Source organism: Luteibacter sp. P4_E6, assembly GCF_056401535.1.
The window spans coordinates 1-18,486 of sequence record NZ_JBFUJE010000038.1; the positions used below are offsets into that span (position 1 = coordinate 1).

Genomic DNA, 18,486 nt, shown 5'->3' on the forward strand with positions numbered 1-18,486 from the left:
TCTGTGTAGGAGCCGATTCATCGGCGATTGGGTGCTCGCGGCAGCCTTGCCCGCTGCCGCGGGATCGCCGATGAATCGGCTCCTACAAAAATAGCGCGTGGTTTATTCAGGGTGGTTTATTCAGGAAGGAACGCTGGCTTCCGACCCGCTGGAGATGTCGTCGGCGTTGTTGCGCTTGAAGACATCCTTGGCCACGTCGCGCTGCTGGCTGCTTTCGGTGTGTACCGAAATCAGGATGCTGCCTTCGCGTACCTTGGCGTCGTAACGCTTGGCCTCGAACTCGGGAATGCCCATGCCGACGAGCGCGCCGATGATCCCGCCCGTCGCCGTGCCGACCGCCGCGCCGCCAAGCGCGGCCATGATCGGTCCGGCAGCGATGAACGGACCGACACCAGGAATCGCCAGCGCACCGATACCGGCAAGCCAGCCGAGGCCTGCGCCGAGACCGAGGCCGAGGACGCCACCCGTGGTCGCGCCTTCAGGCGCCTTGGTGTGGTGTTCGTGCGCGAAGTCGCGCGTGCCGCGACGGTCGGGAAGGAGCGCCGAGATGTCGTCGCTGGTGAAACCGGCCTGCTTGAGCTCGAGGACGATGTGCTCGGCCTGTTCGACGGTGCGGGTCGTGCAGTAGACAGATGCTTTCATGATGGTCCTCGCGGGTCAGTGTTTGCYGTCGAGCTGGTTCTGGACATTCGCCACGCCGGGCACGGCTTTCACGATCGCCTCGACGCGCGCCTTCTCGGCGTCGTCCTTTACAGGACCGCGCAGGATGACGGTGCCGTCGGAGGCGATGAACTTGACGTTGTGCGCGGACAGGGAGAGCGAATCGTCACCCACGATGGCCTTGCGCACGGCGGCGGCGACCTTGATGTCTTCCGCGTCGTTCGGCTGGTCGAAGGCGGTGGTCTGCCCACCTTGCCGGTCGCGCTGGTTGATCTTCGTGTTGTCGGCTTTCGGCGCGTCCTGGGCAAACGCGGCGGTCGCCGCGAGGGCAGTGACGAGGAACAGGACAGTGGATCGTGTGGTCACGGTGAGGCTCCGTGGCTGCGGTGCGCGCAGTACGCCTCAGCGACCGTGAAACGCCGGTGCAGCCGGCGCGATGGTCACACCGCGCGGAAGGTCACGACCAGCACATCCCGGTGGGAGGCCTTGCTCTGGTCCAGCGGCGTGACCGGCGTGACGCCGTGGAACACGCGCGGATCGTGGATCAGCGCGGCGTCGAATGCGTGGGCAAGCGTGAACTCACCCAGCGAACGCCCGTCGGGCGCGTGAATCGTCGTCGTGCCGCTGGCGATGTTTTCGCGATCGATCAGGAGCACCAACACGTAATCGACGCCGTCACGGTGGCTGCCTTCGGGCGTCGGCTCGCCTGCCGCACCGGCCGTGGCCTCGATACGGAACTGGTGTGCCTCGACGTGCCACTGGGCCACCTCCGGCGACAGTCCGCCGAAAAAGTCACGGCAGAAGTCGAGGATCGCGCGCAGGGTCTCGCTCTGGGCGATCTCCGGCAGCACCGGGGCGAACCAGCGCTCGATGTCGCCTTGCAGCGCGTTGTACGAGAGTGTCTGGAAGTGCGCCTGGTGCGGGCGGGCTTCGACGTGGCCGAACGGCGATGCAGCGAACACGGCATGGCGGCGTCGGCGAAAGCGCCCGGTTGCCGCGAGGTACGTGTCCGGCTCGAGCGCATTCCAGCTGGCGGCAAACGCCTCCCAGTCGGTCACCGGCGCGATGTGCTCGACCAGTCGGCGCATGGCGTCACCCTGTACGAAGGCGAAGCCCTCGTCGCGAACCTGGTCGTGGAGGGTGGTTTCGGTCGCTTCGAGGGGGACGTTCATCGCCCCAGTATACGACCCCGACGCCCGGGCCACCTGCGGCAAACAGGCCCGCTCAGGGCGTGCGCAGCGGCTGGGGCTTATCCAGCGCGGCAAGGAGCGCGCCGTCGCGCTGGTATACGTCCGGCTTGTAGGCCAGCTTGCCATCCTCGCCGATGTCCACGGTCCAATAGGCCAGCAGCACCGGTACAGAGGTGGGCAGCGTCACGTTCTGCGTCTTCTTCGTGGCGATGCGATCGTCGATGGCCTGCCGATTCCATTTCTGGTCGTCGTTGAAAAGTAACTGCACGAGTTCGAGAGGGTGCTCGACGCGGATACAGCCCGAACTGGTGTCGCGCCTGGCCTTCGAGAAGAGGTCCTGGTGGGGCGTGTCATGCAGGTAGACGGAGAAGGAATTGGGGAAGCGGATCACCACCTGGCCCAGCGAATTGCCCGGGCCGGCATCCTGACGCAGCGTGATGCCGCGCGGGTTCGACCAGTTCACACCCGACGCGGAAATCGTGTTGCCGGCGCTGTCGAGCACGCGAATGCGGTTGTTGGCCAGGTAGGCGCTGTTGGCGCGGACCTTCGGCAGGATGTCGTTCTTGAGGATCGTCGGCGGGACGGTCCAGGTCGGATTGAACGTGATGTAGGTGATCTGCGAGCGAAAGATCGGCGTGCTGCGATAGGGCTTGCCGACCTGCACGCGTGACTTCCACACGGGCTTGCCATCCCGGTAGAAACTGATCTTGTAGCCGGCCACGTCGACGACCACGAAGGTGCCCTCCAGGGCGTGCAGCAGCCAGCGCGCGCGTTCAAGGTTCACACGCACCTGGCCGATGCGTGTTTCGACCGGTACGTTCAGTGCCGCGAGCGTATCGGTACCGACGCTGCCGTCGGCGTCCATGTACTGATCGGCCTGGAAGCGCTTTACGGCGTCGGTCAAGGGCGAGTCATAGCGATCCCCGTGGGCGAGGGTAGGGTCCAGGTAGCCTCCGGCGACGAGCCTCGCCCTCAGTGCACCCACACGTGGATCCTTCATGCCCGGCTTCAACGACGGGCCATCGGGAACCAGGGGCCAACCGCCCTGGGCTGCGGTGGCGCGCAACTGCGTGAGTGCGTCGCGCAGTTGGGCATAGAGCGGGTTTTGCGGACGTGCCATGGCGAAGGCCTGGTCCACGCTGCTTTCGTCGATCGCGGTCTGCAGCATGGACATGCCCTGCTGTGCATCGATCGAGGCGGGGTCGAAGTTCCAGGTGGGGTCCAGGCGCATGGGGTCCACCTTGCCGCGTGCCAACTGGACCAGTGCGGTGATGTACGCACCAGTCGCGGCGACATCGAAATCCGCACGCCGCTCGGGTGAAGCCGTGGCCCAGTCGGGCGCCTCCGTGGTGGCTTTCAGGGCGGGCAGGCCGTAATCGTCCGGAAGCAGACCGTCGCCTTCGACCGAGGCGAGGCCGGCCAGCAACTGCTGGACGTTAGCGGGCTGGGACCACGCGGCGGTGAAGTGGCGCTGGGCGTAGAAGTCGCTCACCGCCTTACCGAGTGCGGCATTCGGCCGGCTCAGGGGACCGCCCTGCAGAGGGGTCATCTGCTGGATGCGTCCGTAAATCGCCGTACCCACGAGGTCGTCGGCGGGTGGGGGCGTGGGTGCCGCGACGGTGGCTGCGGTGGCGGGTAGCTGGGCCACGATCGGCGGTGGCGACGCCGCGGAGGCCGCACTTGGCGGTGCTTGCGCCGCGACGGAAAGCGGCAGGAGGGCGGCCATGAGCGATACGCAAAGCCTGCCGTGTACGTATTTTTCCATAGTCATTATCTATCGATTCCAGATTCGTTGGTGTACCTGCACGCTTTCACACAGTTCAAGGGCAGCGATGTGACGGTGTTGTGGTCAATAAATGATCAGCGCGTTAGGATGCCCCGTCGCAACACCACCCGGCTCACCGCATGATTCGATCGCTCCGAACGCTTATCGCGTCCGCGCCGCTGCTCGGCGCCGTATGCTTCCTCCCCGCCCAGGCCCACGCCGCCGACACGCTTGGCGATGCACTGGCCAAGCTGGCGCCCTCCGCCGACCCCAAGGTGATCGGACTTGCCGTCCAGGCATCGGAATGCGCGCAGACACAGGGTGGTGCCCCCTCCGACCGCCTGGCCGTGATCGATTATTCGAAGCCGTCCTCGGAGCCGCGCCTGTGGGTGTTCGATACCGTGAAGCGCAAGCTGTTGTTCCAGGAGCTGGTCGCCCATGGCAAGAACAGTGGTGACGCGAACGCCACACGATTCTCCAACGCGCCGGAAAGCCTCGCCTCCAGCATCGGCCTCTTTCGCACGTCGGATACCTACATGGGAAAGAATGGGTATTCGCTGAGGCTGACCGGGCTCGAGGCCGGTGTGAACGACCAGGCGCTGGCCCGGGCCATCGTGATCCACGGCGCTGCCTATGTGAACGAGGCCATGGCGAAGGTCGCGGGTCGCATTGGTCGCAGCTGGGGCTGCCCGGCCGTCCGTATCGCGATCGCGCACCAGTTGATCGACGCCCTCAAGGGCGGACAGATGGTGTTCTCCTACTACCCCGATAAACGCTGGCTTGCCTCGTCCGGCTACCTCAAATGCACGAACGGCCAGCTGGCACACGTCGAAGCCAATGCGATCGCTCGCGCCGGTGGCTGATGGCAAGCGTCCGAACCCGCTAGAATCCCGGGACCTAACCGTGGAATCCAGCATGAAACACGTTCTTGCGATCGCCGCCACCGTCCTCCTCGCCGGTTGTGCCACCAGCGGCATGAAGGACACCTTGCCCAAGCTCAGCAGCAAGTCGGACAAGACCGTGACGGCCTACGTGCAGTGCGTGTTGCCCAAGTGGCAGGCGCTGGCGCCCGATGCCAAGGGCGACGCGAAGGACGCCAAGGGTACGGTCACGGCCAGCAAGGATGGCTCTTATGAGCGCCTGGAAATCACGGCCAACGGTTCCGGTTCGCAGGTCGTGATGTACGAACTGAAGAAGCCGAAGAGCGACTACAACAGCAGCTATCGCGACGAAGCGATCTCATGCCTCTCGTCGGCTGCCCCCGCGGCGCCGATAGCTCCCGCGGCACCGGTTGCCCCCGTCGCACCGGCTGCTCCGTCGTCGTCGGCTACGCCTCCGGCCCAGTAACCGGGAGCTCGATGGGCTCGACCAGTTCGGGCCCATTGTTTTTTGGCGAGCTGACCGCCTTCGTCACGGGGTAGTGGACGAGGTCCGGTTCGTTAGCAGCATCCAGCAGCGCGACGGCCTTGTCGGGCGCTGCAAATAGCCAGTCTTCCCAGGCATCCGGCGCGAGAATCACCGGTTGCCGGTCGTGGATGTCGCCGCCGATCTTGCCGGGTTCACCGGTGATGATGGTGTACGTGCGCAGCGGTTGGTTGTCCGCGTCGCGCCAGGTTTCCCATAAGCCCGCGAACAACATCAGGCTGCCGTCGGGCGGCCGGATGAAGAACGGCTGCTTGTGACCTTTCTCGCCCTGCCACTCGTAGTACCCCGATGCGGGAATGAGGCAGCGCCGACGACGCATGGCGGCACGGAAGGCGGGCTTGGCGGCGATGCCTTCGCGGCGTGCATTGATCAGCTTCGCTCCGATGCTCATGTCCTTCGCCCAGGAAGGAATGAGCCCCCATCGGTGCAGACCCACGTGCAGTTCGGCATTTTCCGCCGTGACCACGAGTGCGCGCTGGGTAGGTGCGATATTGAAGTGATCGTCGCGCTGGTTGATCTCGCTGGTCAGGTCCAGCTCGAGGCGCTCGAGCACCTCGCGGGCATCGCGCGACATGCTTACCGGGCCATAGGTGGCATAGCGTCCGCACATGTCAGCGGCGTCGATGTGTCCGTCAGGCGACCGGCCGTGCCAGGCGGGCCCGTTCGACGGCGTCGAGCAATTGCTCGCGGTCGAAGGGCTTGACGAGGAACACGGCCGAACGCGGTGCCGGCTCGAGGTCTTCCGGCAACCGGCTCGATACGATCACGATGGCGGTGTCCGGCCGATCGCGAAGCGCGGCATTGAGCAGTTCCCTGCCACGCCGCTCGCCCGGGGTGTCTGCGTGCACCACCATCAGGACCAGCTCGCTCATTTCCTGGAAGGCCCGCCGGGCCTCCCGATAGGTCACCGTCGCCCGGGTCTGGTAGCCGGCATCCTCGAGGACCATGGCCACCGTCTCGGCCACCATGCTCGCCCGATCGAAGACCAGGGCGGAGGGAGTGGCTGACGGTTTGGAGTTCATGGGCGGATTCTATCCCTCCCAGACTGTCCGTGGGGTGTCAGCCCGTGGGTTCCCGCGGCGACCAGGCGCCGTTGATCGTCTTGACCCGCGCCATCAGTTCGCGAACCTCCTGGTTGCGATCGGCGACGCGCTGCTCCTCCGCCGCCTTTTGCGCGGCGAAGTCCTGATTGGTGCCCTGCACGGCGTCGTTAACCAGGCGACAGGTCTCCTCGACGTTGCTGGCGCGGGTGTGAAAACCCAGCCGGTCGGCGAGGATTTCCATCTTCAGCCCCGGGTGGGTCTGTTCGAGGGCGCGGGCGCGGACGATGAAGAACTGCTGCCAGTCGCGCTCGGGTGCGCCGCTGAGCACGGCCTCGACACGGGGAATGTCAGGACGGTCGAATTGCTCGGTGTCGTCGATCGCTTCAAACGATTCGATGTCGATCCAGTCTCGGCTGGCCATGGGCGCTTCCTTAGGAGTGTGGCGCGGGATTGTTGGCGGGCGGGTGTCTACGCGGCGTGGCGGCGCTGATGCGGGTGCGTATTCACAGATCGTGCACGGGCGGAAACCAATGCTCTTCACATTCCCCGTGGAGCCACTCCCATGCGTTATCTCGCCCTTGCCGGCGTCGTGCTGCTCGCCGGCTGCGCCACCCAGAACCAGCGCCACGTCGGCATACACGACGTCCTTTCGAGCACCACGTTCTCGAATCAGGACACGACCGATGGCGACGCGACGCTCAATATCGTCCGCGAACAAGGCCTGTGGGGCGCCGGCTGCTCCAATGCCGTCTATCTCGACGACAAGGTCGTGGCAGATATGGAAATTGGGCAACAGCTGGTCCTTCATGTCCCTGCCGGCACGCGCAAGCTGAGCGTCCTGACGCATGGCGCATGCAGCGGCGATCGTCTGGATGTCGACGCGTCGGTCGGCCAGGGCGAGACGAAATCCTTCTCGATCCCCGCCAGTGGCGAGGGCTTGACGGCACAGGCTCCGCCCAGGGCCTGAAGCGGCTTGTTATCTTCGCTGTGAGGGCGTAAGAATCGGGACAGGCACAACCGCCCGAATGGGAGTGGCATCGTGCATCGTCGAACCGTTGGCCAGTATTCGGTGGAAGTACGGACGCTGAGAGCACCCTCCGGGGTCTGGAAAGCGGCGTACATCGTCGAGCCCGCCCTTCATGCGGGCCCGCGTGATTTCGTCATGATCACGCTGCTCGAAGAGTTCGAGGACGAACGGGTGGCGGTGAATGCGGCGATGGAGCGGGGCATCAGCCATGCGGACTGGCTCGACCTGGCACGAACCACCTCGGCCGGTTGACGTGACCGGCGCGGCGACCTCCTCGTAACGCCTCCGCGACGATAAGCCACCTAGCTTCGCTTGCATGAGGGCCGCCGGCCCTCTCCGGCGGAGTGTCATCCTTGCAGCGCACGATCCTCTACGTTCCCTTCAATGCCTCGGCACACGGTCAATGGACCCTGCGCCGTAATGCCGAACTGGTCGGTCAGTTCGCGACCCGTGACGATGCCATGCGCCATGCGCTGACCCTCACCAGTTCGATCCAGAATCTGCCGGGACATGAGGTGGCGATCAAGGTCGAGGATGAAGCCGGCATCTGGCGGGTTGCCGACGGGGGCACGCCCTGACCCTCGAGGTATGAACAGTTTCGGCAGGCGTCGCAGGATTTGAGATCGCCGGGCGGGATAAGAGGCGTCCCTGCCTCCCGGATGCCGCCATGGCCGCCTACCTCACATCCCGCCTGACCGACGAGGCGGATTCCGCACTGGCGACTAACCATGACGGAAGCACGCTTGCGCGGCGACTCAGCGACAAATACAGCGACCGGGTCGCGACGGCCTTCACCGTCTTCGGTCGGGAGGGGCAGTTCGTACCCTTGCCCGACAATCTGCCCGCCGGCTTGTCGAAGGCACTGACCGCCCACGGTATCGAGCGCCTTTAYAGCCACCAGCAGGAGGCCTGGGAAGCCGCCCGCTCGGGCAGTCATGTCCTCGTATCGACGCCGACCGCCTCGGGCAAGACGCTTTGCTACACGTTGCCGGTGATCGCCTCGGTGCTGGAGGCCGGCGCCAAGGCCTTGTACCTGTTCCCGACCAAGGCACTCGCCCAGGACCAGGTCGCCGAGTTGCTCGAGTTGAACCGGGCGGGCGACCTAGGCGTCAAGGCCTTCACTTTCGACGGCGACACCCCAGGCGACGCGCGTCAGGCTATCCGCCTGCACGGCGATGTGGTCGTCAGTAATCCCGACATGCTTCATCAGGCCATTCTTCCGCATCACACGAAGTGGGCACAGTTCTTCGAAAACCTCCGTTACGTGGTGATCGRCGAGATCCATACCTATCGCGGTGTGTTCGGCTCGCACCTCGCCAACGTGTTGCGGCGCCTGAAGCGCATCTGTGCGTTCTACGGGGTGAAACCACAGTTCATCCTGTGCTCGGCCACCATCGGCAACGCTACCGAACATGCCCAGGCGCTGATCGAGGACGAGGTCGTCACCATCACGCGCAGCGGTGCGCCGAGCGGCGACAAGCACATCCTTTTGTGGAACCCGCCGGTGATCAACCCGGATCTCGGTCTGCGCGCATCCGCACGGTCGCAGACCAACCTGATCGCCCGCGTGGCGATCAAGGCGAAGATGAAGACACTGGTGTTCGCGCAGTCGCGGCTGATGGTCGAGGTACTCACCAAATACCTGAAGGATGTCTTCGATCACGACACGCGACTGCCGGCGCGCATTCGCGCGTACCGTGGCGGATACCTGCCCACCGAGCGGCGCGAGGTGGAGCGTGCGATGCGCGCGGGCAACGTCGACGGCATCGTGTCCACGTCCGCGCTGGAGCTCGGCGTCGACATCGGCAGCCTCGACGCGGTCGTGCTCAATGGGTATCCGGGCTCGATCGCCSCCACGTGGCAGCGATTCGGTCGCGCCGGACGGCGCCAGCAGCCGTCGCTCGGCGTGCTGGTCGCCACCAGTGCGCCGCTCGACCAGTACCTGATGCGACATCCGGCCTTCCTCACCGAGGCGACCCCGGAGCAGGCGCGCATCCAGCCCGATCAGCCGCTGATCCTGCTCGACCACATCCGTTGTGCCGCCTTCGAACTGCCGTTCGTCGCGGGAGATGCGTTCGGCCCCGATGATGCCGGGCCGTATCTCCAGGTACTTGCCGAAGCGGAGGTGCTGCACCAGGAAGGCGAGCGTTGGGAATGGATTGCCGACAGCTACCCGGCCAATGCCGTGAGCCTTCGTTCGGTGGCCGATGGCAATTTTGTCGTCGTCGACCGTACGGAAGGCAGGCAGACGATCATCGCCGAGGTGGACTACTCGGCCGCGGCGCTGACGTTGTACGAGGGAGCGATCCACATGATCCAGTCGGTGCCTTACCAGGTCGAAAAACTCGATTGGGACGGGCGCAAGGCGTACTGCACGCGCACCCGCGTGGATTACTACACGGACGCCATCGACTACACCAAACTGAAAGAGCTTGAGTGTTTCGACGGTAGCAAGGCGGGCGAGGGCAGTGCACGTCATGGCGAGGTGCATGTCGTGCGTCGCGTGTCCGGCTACAAGAAGATTCGTTACTACACGCACGAGAACATCGGCTATGGACCGGTGAACCTGCCCGACCAGGAGCTCCATTCCACCGCCGTCTGGTGGCAGTTGCCGCAGACGGTACTCGACGAAGCGTTTCGCTCGCGCCAGCACGCGCTCGACGGATTCCTCGGTGCGGCCTATGCGCTACACACGGCGGCCGTGGTGGCGGTGATGGCCGAGCCGCGCGACCTGCAGAAGGCGGTGGGTTCGGGCGACGGCGGCTGGTCGGCGCAGGTGGATGCCGCGGGTCGTGGACAGATTCGTGCGCAGGATGGCGGGCTCGCCCTGGCGGACGCGCTCGAGCGCTTCCTGCCCACCGTCTATCTCTACGACAACTKTCCCGGGGGCGTCGGCCTCAGCGAGCCGTTGTTCCGGCGTGCGCCGGAGCTTGTCACGCATGCACTGGCCACGGTCGAAGGCTGCGAATGCAAGGCGGGCTGCCCCGCCTGCGTCGGCCCCGTGCTGGCCGCTGATGAGAACCGGGAGGAGACGCCGCGCGCCCTCGCCGCGCGCGTGCTACGCCTGCTCGGAGCCGCCGCATGAGCGACCTCGCCTCGAGACTGGCCGCCCTCCGTAAGCAGGCCGGCGGCCGATCTCCAGCTTCTGTAGGAGCCGATTCATCGGCGAACCAACCCGGCCTCAGTCCGAACAGTGTCGGCCCCGCTCCGCAGGGATCGCCGATGAATCGGCTCCTACAGAAGCCGGGCGTCGACCTGGCGGCGCTCCGCCGCATGGCGGGGGTGCGCGAGCGCCTCGGCCAGCCGCGCCTGCCACCACGCACCTTTAGCCGTGACGTCCCCGGCGAAGAGATCGCCCCTGGCCTGCGCTACCTCGAGCAGCGCTACGCGTGGCCCGATGCGCCGTCCGAACTCGATCTCACTTTCGCTCGCCTCACCAGCGCGCGCCGCGAACACGTGCTGCATTTCGATACCGAAACCACGGGGCTCGCCGGCGGCACCGGCACACGCGCCTTCATGATCGGTGCGGCCGACTGGCACGATGGCGGCTTGCGCGTCCGCCAGCTCTACATCACCACCATGGCGGCGGAGAGCGCCATGTTGCGATCGTTCGCCGAATGGATCGACGCCGACACGGTGCTGGTCAGTTACAACGGAAAATCCTACGACGCGCCACTGCTCGCGACGCGTTATCGGCTCGCGCGCATGACGAATCCACTCGCCGGGCTGACGCATGTCGATCTGCTGCACCCCGTGCGCCGCCGATACCGCCAGGTGTGGGAGAACTGCAAGATGCAGACGGCGGAACGAAACCTGCTGCGCATCGTGCGCGAAGACGATTTGCCGGGATCGGAAGCACCGCGGGCATGGCTCACGTATCTTCTCGGCGGGTCGTCAGGCGATCTCGTGCGCGTCGCTGCACATAACCTGCAGGACGTGCGCAGCCTCAGCGGCCTGCTCGTTGAGGCGCACGGCTGGGCCGCGCTGGATGCACGGCATGCGCAGGAAGGTTCGCTGCACGGTAACGAAAAATAGACGCGGTTCCGCGCACGCTCGCTCGAATCCCGTTGAAAGCGGTAAGGAGGCGAAGGCATGAGCGAGGCGACCAAACCCTGCGATCACGACGGGTGCAACTGCCAGATCCCGGTGTCGCGTGACTTCTGCAGCGAAAGTTGCCGCATGGCGGCCGAGAGCCAGAACGTGGGTGGTGCCTGCGAGTGCGGCCATGCGGCCTGCCAACAGCGGCGCTGACGACGATACGCGAGGAGTACAACATGACCGACGAAAAGAAACAGCCGACGTCCGGCTACCGCGAAGAGAATCTCAAGCCGTCGCAGGGAAAGCCAAAGGTGCCCGGCGAAGGCCATCCGAAGGAATCTCAGAATAATCCCAACCAGAAGCCCGGCAAGCAGGGCTCCTGATGGTGACAGGCAAATGTGGGAGCCGCCAAATGTGGGAGCCGCTTCAGCGGCGATAGCCAAGGTGCCGCACCCCCATCGCCGGCATAGCCGGCTCCCACAACGGACTCAGGCCGCCTTGCGCAGCAGTCCACCGATCGAAGCGATAGCGCCACCGATCGCTTGCGTCTTGTGGTCGTCGCTCATGGCGACACCCTCGGCGCGGACGAACTCGATGTCGGTGACACCGAGGAAGGCGAACACCGCGCGCAGGTACGGCTCCTGGAAGTCCATGCCAGCAGCTGGCGAACCCGGGAGGCTGTAAACGCCGCCACGCGAGGACGCGATGATCACGCGCTTGCCACCTGCCAGGCCMTCGGGGCCGGCCGCGGTGTACTGGAAGGTCTTGCCGGCGACGGCAATGCGATCGATCCAGGCCTTGAGCGAGCTCGTAATGCCGAAGTTGTACATCGGCGCACCGATGACGATGACGTCGGCGGCGAGGAATTCCTCGAGAACTGCGGCGTTCTCGGCGGCAGCCGGATCGTTCTCACCGGCCGGCAGGCCCCAATGGCCGAGCGGGGCGGCGTGCAGGTCACGGTAGGTCACGTCGACGCCCGGGTGGTTCTTCACGAACTCCGCCACGACGGCCGCCGTCAGACCGCGGGAAACAGAATAGGCGCCAAGCGCGCTGGCATCGAGATGCAGGAGTTTCATGGGTGTTCCTCAGTCGTAGACCGCAGGATGCGGGACGGAGGAAACGATACGCCGGCGACAATCGCCTGATTAGCCCGCCTGGAGTAGACTCATTGTTTCGAATTGGAAACGACGGATTCCGATGGAAGGCGCACTGCAGGACCTCAACGATCTGTACTTCTTCGCCTCCGTGGTCGAGCACGGGGGCTTCTCGGCCGCCGGGCGCGCCCTGGGTATCCCGAAGTCCCGCCTGAGCAAGCGCATCGCCCAGCTGGAGGACCGGCTGGGTGTGCGGCTGCTCCAGCGGACCACGCGTCGTTTCGTCGTCACCGAAATCGGCGAGCGCTTCTACGCCCATTGCCGCGCCGTTCTGGAAGAAGCACGGGCGGCGCAGGACGCCGTGGACGAGCTGCGCACCGAGCCGAGGGGCATCGTGCGCGTGAGCTGTCCTGTCTCGCTCGCCCAGAACGTGCTCGGTCCGATGTTGCCGGCCTTCCTGCTCGAACACCCCAAGGTGCAGGTGCGCGTGACCGCGACCAATCGCCGGGTCGACGTTATCGGCGAAGCCTTCGACGTGGCGATCCGGGTGCGCGAGAAGCTCGATACGGACGCCACCCTGGTCCTGCGCAGCATCGGCTTCGCGCGCAACCTGCTGGTGGCCAGCCCGAAGTTCCTCGACAGCAACGGTCGCCCGAAGACCCTCGACGAACTGGCCGCGCTGCCGGCCTTGTCCATGTACGAGCATGAAGGCGCGCAGGTGTGGGAGCTGGTCGACTCCAACGGCAAGAAGGCCGCCGTCGAGGTCAAACCGCGGCTGGTCAGTGGCGATTTCTCGATGCTGATCGCGGCTGCCGTGCAGTGCTGTGGCGTCGCGCTGTTACCCGAGGATTACTGTGGCCCGTTGATTTCCAGCGGCGAGCTGGAATGGGTGCTGCCCGAGTACACCACGGCCCAGGGGACGCTGCACTTCGTCTACCCGAGCCGCCGTGGCCTGCTGCCGGCCATTCGCAGCTTCGTCGACTTCCTCGCCGATCGCCTGCCCAAGGCGCAGGCCGAGTTCCACAAGGACTGCGACAAGGTGGCGGCCGATCCCAGCCAGGCAGGAGCGATCAAGATGGCGCGCATGTTAGGATCGAGCCCTTCGGCCACGTTTGGCCATCCAAACGAGTAAGGATGTTCGATGCAGCTCGAAACCAAGCTTCCCAAGGTCGGCACGACCATTTTCAGCGTGATGAGCCAGCTCGCGCTGGAACACAAGGCGGTCAACCTGGGCCAGGGCTTTCCTGATTTCGAGCCGCCGGAGCCCCTGCGCGAAGCGATCACGCGGGCGATGGCCGAGGGCAAGAACCAGTACGCCCCCGGCATTGGCATTCCAAAGCTGCGCGAGCAGATCGCCGCGAAAACCGAGCGCCTGTACGGTCATCGGGTCAGCCCGGACACCGAGGTCACGGTCACCTCGGGTGCCACGGAAGCCTTGTTCTCCGCTATCGCCGCCGTGGTGAGGGCAGGGGAGGAGGTCATCGTTTTCGACCCCTGCTACGACAGCTACGAGCCGGCCATCGAACTCCAGGGCGCGACCGCGGTGCATATCCCGCTGACGCTGCCTGCGTTCGGCATCGACTGGCAACGCGTGCGTGAGGCCGTGACGCCGAAAACCCGCATGATCCTGATCAACTCGCCGCACAATCCGTCGGGCGCGGTGCTTTCGCGAGCCGACCTTGACGAGCTGGCGTCCATCGTGCGCGACACCAACATCGTCGTGTTGTCCGACGAAGTCTACGAACACATCGTGTTCGACGGTGCGGAACACCAGAGCGTGTTGCGCCACGAGGAACTGGCCACGCGCAGTATCGTGGTCTCGTCCTTCGGCAAAACCTACCACTGCACGGGCTGGAAGGTCGGCTACGCGATTGCGCCCAAGGCGTTGACGGCCGAGTTCCGCAAGGTTCACCAGTACCTGACCTTCTGCACGTTCAGTCCGGCGCAGTGGGCCTTCGCCGAGTTCCTCGAGTCCACGCCGGAGCATTACCTCGAACTGCCGGCGTTCTACCAGGCCAAGCGCGATCGTTTCCGTGAACTGATCGCACCGTCGCGGTTGAAACTGCTCGATGTTCCGGGCGGCTATTTCCAGCTGGTCGACTACAGCGCCATCCGCGATCTCGATGACATCAATTTCAGYGAATGGCTCGTGCGCGAAGGCGGCGTGGCCGCGATTCCCCTTAGCCCGTTCTACGAGAGTGCGCCGGATACGCGGCTGGTCCGGCTCTGCTTCGCCAAGAACGACGCCACCATGGAAGCCGCTGCGGAGCTGCTGTGCAAACTCTGACCGTTTCCCTCGTCCAGGGCGCGACGCGCTGGCACGATGCCGCCGGCAACCGCGACTATTACGGCAAGCTGGTGCGCGGCGCAGCGCCCAGCGACCTCATCGTGCTTCCGGAGACCTTCCTCTCCGGCTTCACTAACGACACGCTCGGCAACGCCGAAACGATGGACGGCGTCAGTGTGGCGTGGATGCGCGCTTTGGCCACCGAAGTGAACGCCACGCTCACCGGCAGCCTGGTGATCCGCGAAGGCGATACGGTCTTCAACCGGCTCCTGTGGGCATCGCCTGACGGTTCGCTGGCGTATTACGACAAGCGCCATCTGTTCCGCATGGCGGGCGAGCACACACGCTACGGCGGCGGTAACGAGCGCCTCATCGTGGAACTGAAAGGTTGGCGCATCCTGCCGCAGGTCTGCTACGACCTGCGCTTTCCGGTATGGCTGCGCAACGGACGTCGCGAAGAAGCGGCCGGCGGCATGGACTACGACCTGGCGCTGTTCGTGGCCAACTGGCCGGCGGCACGGCGCCATCCGTGGCGGACCTTGCTGCGGGCGCGCGCGATTGAGAACCTCGCGTACGTCATCGGCGTGAACCGTGTCGGCGTGGACGGCAACGATCTGCCTTACGCCGGCGATAGCGCCGTGATCGACACGGTCGGCGAGCCGCTGGTGGAACTGGGCGCGCAGGAGCAGGTCATCACCGTGGTCCTGGACCCCGCTTCGCTCAAGGCACACCGCGAGCGTTTCCCGGCGTGGATGGACGCCGACCGCTTCGCCCTCGATACCTCGGCCTGACCGGCCAATCAGTTAACCGGATAAATCGGATAACCGGATAACCGGCTCTTCGTAGGAGCCGATTCATCGGCGATCCCGCGGCAGCGGGCCAGGCTGCCGCAAGCACCCATTCGCCGATGAATCGGCTCCTACTTCGCGGGTTCAAACGGAACCGCTGCGCCCGGCTTCAGGCTCTTCCGCCACGCTGCCAGCTTGTCCTCGATCCCTTCGCCGATAGCGATCTGTGGCTCGGACGCCTCGAGCGCGCCCTTCTTCTCCCACGCAGCGATTTCCGTTTTCGCCTTGCCGAACGCTTCGACGAAGTCCGGCGTCGTGTTCAGACCATCGACGAGCCACGCGCGGCCGAAATACGTGATGTCCGAATCGACGCCGCAGCCGAACGAGGTCCGGTCGGTGCGTGCCGAGGTCAGCACCAGGGTGCCCGGTCCACTCAGCTTCGGGACGAAGCCGCCGGAATAGCAGGCGTTGACCACGACCACCTTCCAGCGGAAGGCGTGCCGCGAGAGGATTTCCGAGACGCCATCGGCGTCGAGCTGGTCGAGCGGGATGGGATCCATGTCGACGAGGAGCGAGTGATCGCTTCCACCGTGCGTGGCGAGATAGACGACGAGGATGTCCTCACGCGTGTCCATGACCTTCGCGAGGCCGTCGATCGCACCTTCGAGATTGGTCCAGCTTGCGAGCGGCCGCGTCGTCAATGTCGCCGGATTGTTCTCCAGCACCAGCGTATGACCCGGGCTGGCGAAACGCTTGCTCACCAGCGTGTCGAAGTACTCGGCCTCATTGCGGAACACGTCTTCCGAGCCATCGCCGCCGAAAGCCAGGGCGTAGATGTTGGTCTTGCCAGGCGTGCGCGGAGCCAGGGCGGCTACCGCCTTGCGTAAGGTCTCAGGCTGGGCGGTAAAGACCTGTTCCGGCGTCGGCGCATCGTTCGGCCAGTCGCCGGAGTCGACATCCACCGATTCATCATCGGTGGCCGTGCTCGTCGCGGCAGCGGGCGCGGCCTCGGGCGGCGCCGTGGCGGCAAGCGCCGGCGAGGTTGCCGCCACAGGCTCGCGGACCACCGTTACAGGGGCAGGGCCCAGGTGCAGCACGCCGACGGTGAGCAGCACGCCGGCGACGAAGGCGCCCAGCACATAAATCGGCGTCCGCCGCCGTGGATCAAGGTGTGATGGCATCGAAATCCGCCACGGCAGGGTGGCCGGCATCCGTCAGCGCCTGTGGCGGCCGGATCAACTGGGTGGTCCGCATGCCTGCCTCACGCGCAGCGTCCAGCTCTTCCTTGATATCGGAGAGGAACAGCACCTGGCCGGGCGGCAGGCCGATGGCTTCGGCGATCTTCCGGTACGAATCGGTCTCGCGCTTGTGTCCGGTCTGGGTGTCGAAGTAGTCGGAGAAGAGCGGGGTCAGGTCGCCCATCTCGGTAAAGCCGAACAGCAGCTTCTGCGCGGCGACCGAGCCCGACGAATACACGTAAAGCTTGAGGCCCTGGGCGTGCCAGGCGCGCAACCGCGCGGCCACCTCGGGATACATGTGGGAGGTAAACACACCGGACTCGTAGCCTTCCCGCCAGATGAGACCCTGCAGGGCCTTCAGTGCGGTGGACTTGCGGTCTTCGTCGATCCAGCCGATCAGCAGGTCGATGATCTCGCCGCGCGAGGCCTCGACAATGTTAGCTTCCTTCGCCGCTTCCGAAAGCCAGTGCTGCACCTCGGCTTCGTCGGTATGTGTTTCGACGTAGGCCGGCAGGTGCTTGCGGGCGTACGGGAAGAGTACGTCCTTGACGAAGTCGATTGAACTGGTGGTGCCCTCGATGTCGGTGAGGACGGCGCGGATGTCGGACATGAGAGGGCTTACCTGCGGAGCGGGGAGATTCAGCAGGATAAACGACGCGACGTGGAGGCGAAATGCCCGAGCCTCAGCGCAGGCTCCGCACCGTGAAGAACTCGCTGGCGATCTTCCATCCGTCGGCGGTCTTCACCAGTTGCAGAACCTTCCAGCCGACGCTGCCGTCATCGCCACGACGGGTCACGAAGTCCAGCGAGGCCTGGGCGAGCGAGCCGTCCTGTTCGATACGCGAACGAGCGCGAGGGGTGTCATCGGCGGGTGGCCAGCAGCGTATCGGCGCTGTGGGCAGCGGCGGAGGCGGGACTCGGGGTCGTGCCCCGAACGGCCTTGCACGTGCCACCCGCGCTGAAGCCGGTCAGCGAGACATGGGGCCTGCCGGCCTTGCCGTCGACGGGGATACATCTGCTGGTTCGCGGTGCGGGCTCGCCTGAGGCCGCCCACCACCTCGCGCGCGTGATCCGCGAGGTGGTTGACGAGGTGGTGCGCGCCTGAGCACGCAAATTCGACTCAGGCGGCGGTGGATGCCTTGGCGGACGGGTGCGGGCTCATGCGCGGGAAGCGCTCGGCGATGTCCTCGCCGGTGAAGCTTGCCACCCAGCCTTCCGTATTGGTGAACAGGCGAATAGCCACGAAGTAGGGCGATTCGCTCATGTCGAACCAGTGCGGGGTGCCGTCGGGCACGCCGATCAGGTCGCCTTTTTCGCAGAGCACTTCGTGGACGCGGCCGTCGATATGCAGGGTGAACTGGCCGGCCCCGGCGACGAAGAAGCGGACTTCGTCTTCGCTGTGCGTATGCTCGTTCAGGAACTTCTGACGGAAGGTGGCGCGGTCCGGGTTGTCGGGCTTGAGGCTGATGACATCTACCGACTGGTAGCCGTTCTCGGCCATCAGGCGGTCGATGTCCGCACGATAGGCGGCGATGACCTCGTCCTGGGTGGCGCCGGGGGTGATGTCCTGCGTCGCCTCCCACTGTTCGAAGCGCACACCTACCGCGTCTAGGGCGGCAGCGATGTCGGCGTGCGCGGTGTGGACCACTACCGGGGTGTCGTGCTGGTTGTCGTTGTAGATACGCAGACGGCTCATGGGGAAAGCCTCCTCAGGTCGAGTTCGCAGCCCAGCAGGAATTCCAGGGCCTCGAGATGGCGGCGTGTTTCGGCCATGTCGCGGCCCCAGGTATAAATGCCGTGGCCATTGATCAGATAGGCATACAGCGGCTTGCCGCCGTCGATCCAGGCGTCCACCTGGGCCTCCAGCTCGGGCATCTGCTGCGTGTTGGGGAAAACGGGGATGTCGAGCACGCTTTCGTGCGTGGTGTAAC

At 65.3% G+C, this 18,486-nt stretch carries 24 protein-coding genes; 12 read left to right on the forward strand and 12 right to left on the reverse strand.

Features of this window, described 5'->3' with window-relative positions:
• Positions 1-120: 120 nt before the first annotated feature.
• From AC1DT2_RS04480 to AC1DT2_RS04495, 4 genes are all read right to left on the reverse strand, one after another.
• Complete coding sequence (locus tag AC1DT2_RS04480) at positions 121-642, reverse strand: hypothetical protein (RefSeq protein ID WP_477294667.1); 522 nt, start codon at positions 640-642, stop codon at positions 121-123.
• Between the two features lie 15 nt (positions 643-657).
• Positions 658-1,026 (reverse strand): BON domain-containing protein, encoded by a 369-nt coding sequence (locus AC1DT2_RS04485; protein WP_477294669.1) that lies wholly within the window; start codon positions 1,024-1,026, stop codon positions 658-660.
• Between the two features lie 74 nt (positions 1,027-1,100).
• A complete protein-coding gene (locus tag AC1DT2_RS04490) occupies positions 1,101-1,832 on the reverse strand; it encodes a 2OG-Fe dioxygenase family protein (protein ID WP_477294671.1) in 732 nt (243 codons plus the stop codon).
• 52 nt (positions 1,833-1,884) lie between these two features.
• Entirely contained in the window at positions 1,885-3,621 is a 1,737-nt protein-coding gene (locus AC1DT2_RS04495; protein WP_477294673.1) for a L,D-transpeptidase family protein, read from the reverse strand.
• Between the two features lie 134 nt (positions 3,622-3,755).
• On the opposite strand from AC1DT2_RS04495, the gene AC1DT2_RS04500 reads away from it, so the two are divergent.
• Both AC1DT2_RS04500 and AC1DT2_RS04505 read left to right on the forward strand, forming a co-directional pair.
• Positions 3,756-4,478, forward strand: coding sequence for a murein L,D-transpeptidase catalytic domain family protein (locus AC1DT2_RS04500; protein ID WP_477294675.1), 723 nt, complete (start codon positions 3,756-3,758; stop codon positions 4,476-4,478).
• Positions 4,479-4,530: 52 nt separating this feature from the next.
• Positions 4,531-4,962, forward strand: coding sequence for a hypothetical protein (locus AC1DT2_RS04505; protein WP_063572607.1), 432 nt, complete (start codon positions 4,531-4,533; stop codon positions 4,960-4,962).
• Here AC1DT2_RS04505 and AC1DT2_RS04510 read toward each other — a convergent pair.
• Genes AC1DT2_RS04510 through AC1DT2_RS04520 form a run of 3 tightly spaced genes read right to left on the reverse strand, consistent with a single transcriptional unit; the run spans position 4,943 to position 6,504 of the window.
• On the reverse strand, positions 4,943-5,650 hold the full coding sequence (locus tag AC1DT2_RS04510; protein WP_477294678.1) for an SOS response-associated peptidase: 708 nt from the start codon (positions 5,648-5,650) through the stop codon (positions 4,943-4,945). The genes AC1DT2_RS04505 and AC1DT2_RS04510 overlap by 20 nt on opposite strands.
• Before the next feature lie 22 nt (positions 5,651-5,672).
• Positions 5,673-6,062: a hypothetical protein gene (locus AC1DT2_RS04515; RefSeq protein ID WP_477294680.1), complete on the reverse strand. Its 390-nt coding sequence runs from the start codon at positions 6,060-6,062 to the stop codon at positions 5,673-5,675.
• A gap of 37 nt (positions 6,063-6,099) precedes the next feature.
• Positions 6,100-6,504, reverse strand: coding sequence for a hypothetical protein (locus tag AC1DT2_RS04520; RefSeq protein WP_477294682.1), 405 nt, complete (start codon positions 6,502-6,504; stop codon positions 6,100-6,102).
• A 141-nt stretch (positions 6,505-6,645) separates the two neighbouring features.
• Between AC1DT2_RS04520 and AC1DT2_RS04525 the strand changes: the two genes are divergently transcribed.
• The 6 genes from AC1DT2_RS04525 (at position 6,646) to AC1DT2_RS04550 (ending at position 11,531) form a co-directional block, all read left to right on the forward strand.
• Positions 6,646-7,050 (forward strand): hypothetical protein, encoded by a 405-nt coding sequence (locus AC1DT2_RS04525; RefSeq protein WP_063572611.1) that lies wholly within the window; start codon positions 6,646-6,648, stop codon positions 7,048-7,050.
• A 72-nt stretch (positions 7,051-7,122) separates the two neighbouring features.
• Positions 7,123-7,362, forward strand: a complete 240-nt coding sequence (locus AC1DT2_RS04530; RefSeq protein ID WP_063572612.1) for a hypothetical protein — start codon at positions 7,123-7,125, stop codon at positions 7,360-7,362.
• A gap of 101 nt (positions 7,363-7,463) precedes the next feature.
• The gene (locus tag AC1DT2_RS04535) at positions 7,464-7,688 is read left to right on the forward strand and encodes a hypothetical protein (RefSeq protein WP_063572613.1); all 225 of its coding nucleotides are present in this window, start codon (positions 7,464-7,466) and stop codon (positions 7,686-7,688) included.
• Positions 7,689-7,777: 89 nt separating this feature from the next.
• A complete protein-coding gene (locus AC1DT2_RS04540; protein ID WP_477294685.1) occupies positions 7,778-10,195 on the forward strand; it encodes a DEAD/DEAH box helicase in 2,418 nt (805 codons plus the stop codon).
• A gap of 137 nt (positions 10,196-10,332) precedes the next feature.
• On the forward strand, positions 10,333-11,145 hold the full coding sequence (locus tag AC1DT2_RS04545; RefSeq protein WP_477294687.1) for a ribonuclease H-like domain-containing protein: 813 nt from the start codon (positions 10,333-10,335) through the stop codon (positions 11,143-11,145).
• A 239-nt stretch (positions 11,146-11,384) separates the two neighbouring features.
• Entirely contained in the window at positions 11,385-11,531 is a 147-nt protein-coding gene (locus tag AC1DT2_RS04550) for a hypothetical protein (protein WP_157504460.1), read from the forward strand.
• 105 nt (positions 11,532-11,636) lie between these two features.
• Here the strand turns inward: AC1DT2_RS04550 and AC1DT2_RS04555 are convergent, their stop codons facing one another.
• Entirely contained in the window at positions 11,637-12,224 is a 588-nt protein-coding gene (locus AC1DT2_RS04555; protein WP_477294690.1) for an FMN-dependent NADH-azoreductase, read from the reverse strand.
• A 121-nt stretch (positions 12,225-12,345) separates the two neighbouring features.
• On the opposite strand from AC1DT2_RS04555, the gene AC1DT2_RS04560 reads away from it, so the two are divergent.
• From AC1DT2_RS04560 to AC1DT2_RS04570, 3 genes are read left to right on the forward strand one after another with little or no spacing between them, the layout of a single operon-like run.
• A complete protein-coding gene (locus tag AC1DT2_RS04560; RefSeq protein ID WP_213947288.1) occupies positions 12,346-13,374 on the forward strand; it encodes a LysR substrate-binding domain-containing protein in 1,029 nt (342 codons plus the stop codon).
• Positions 13,375-13,383: 9 nt separating this feature from the next.
• Positions 13,384-14,529, forward strand: a complete 1,146-nt coding sequence (locus AC1DT2_RS04565; protein WP_063573727.1) for a pyridoxal phosphate-dependent aminotransferase — start codon at positions 13,384-13,386, stop codon at positions 14,527-14,529.
• Positions 14,517-15,320, forward strand: coding sequence for an amidohydrolase (locus AC1DT2_RS04570; protein WP_063573726.1), 804 nt, complete (start codon positions 14,517-14,519; stop codon positions 15,318-15,320). The genes AC1DT2_RS04565 and AC1DT2_RS04570 overlap by 13 nt, the downstream gene beginning before the upstream one ends.
• Positions 15,321-15,448: 128 nt before the next feature.
• Here AC1DT2_RS04570 and AC1DT2_RS04575 read toward each other — a convergent pair whose 3' ends face one another.
• Together AC1DT2_RS04575 and mtnC are read right to left on the reverse strand one after the other, a co-directional pair.
• On the reverse strand, positions 15,449-16,498 hold the full coding sequence (locus AC1DT2_RS04575) for a C13 family peptidase (RefSeq protein ID WP_477294693.1): 1,050 nt from the start codon (positions 16,496-16,498) through the stop codon (positions 15,449-15,451).
• Positions 16,482-17,165, reverse strand: a complete 684-nt coding sequence (gene mtnC, locus AC1DT2_RS04580) for an acireductone synthase (RefSeq protein ID WP_213947290.1) — start codon at positions 17,163-17,165, stop codon at positions 16,482-16,484. The genes AC1DT2_RS04575 and mtnC overlap by 17 nt, the downstream gene beginning before the upstream one ends.
• Positions 17,166-17,480: 315 nt before the next feature.
• Between mtnC and AC1DT2_RS04585 the strand changes: the two genes are divergently transcribed.
• Positions 17,481-17,660 (forward strand): hypothetical protein, encoded by a 180-nt coding sequence (locus tag AC1DT2_RS04585; RefSeq protein WP_213947291.1) that lies wholly within the window; start codon positions 17,481-17,483, stop codon positions 17,658-17,660.
• A gap of 15 nt (positions 17,661-17,675) precedes the next feature.
• Here AC1DT2_RS04585 and AC1DT2_RS04590 read toward each other — a convergent pair whose 3' ends face one another.
• Together AC1DT2_RS04590 and AC1DT2_RS04595 are read right to left on the reverse strand one after the other, a co-directional pair.
• Positions 17,676-18,251 (reverse strand): 1,2-dihydroxy-3-keto-5-methylthiopentene dioxygenase, encoded by a 576-nt coding sequence (locus tag AC1DT2_RS04590; protein WP_477294696.1) that lies wholly within the window; start codon positions 18,249-18,251, stop codon positions 17,676-17,678.
• Positions 18,248-18,486 (reverse strand): class II aldolase/adducin family protein (locus AC1DT2_RS04595; RefSeq protein ID WP_477294698.1); only part of this gene is annotated, 239 nt, incomplete at its 5' end. The genes AC1DT2_RS04595 and AC1DT2_RS04590, both read right to left, overlap by 4 nt.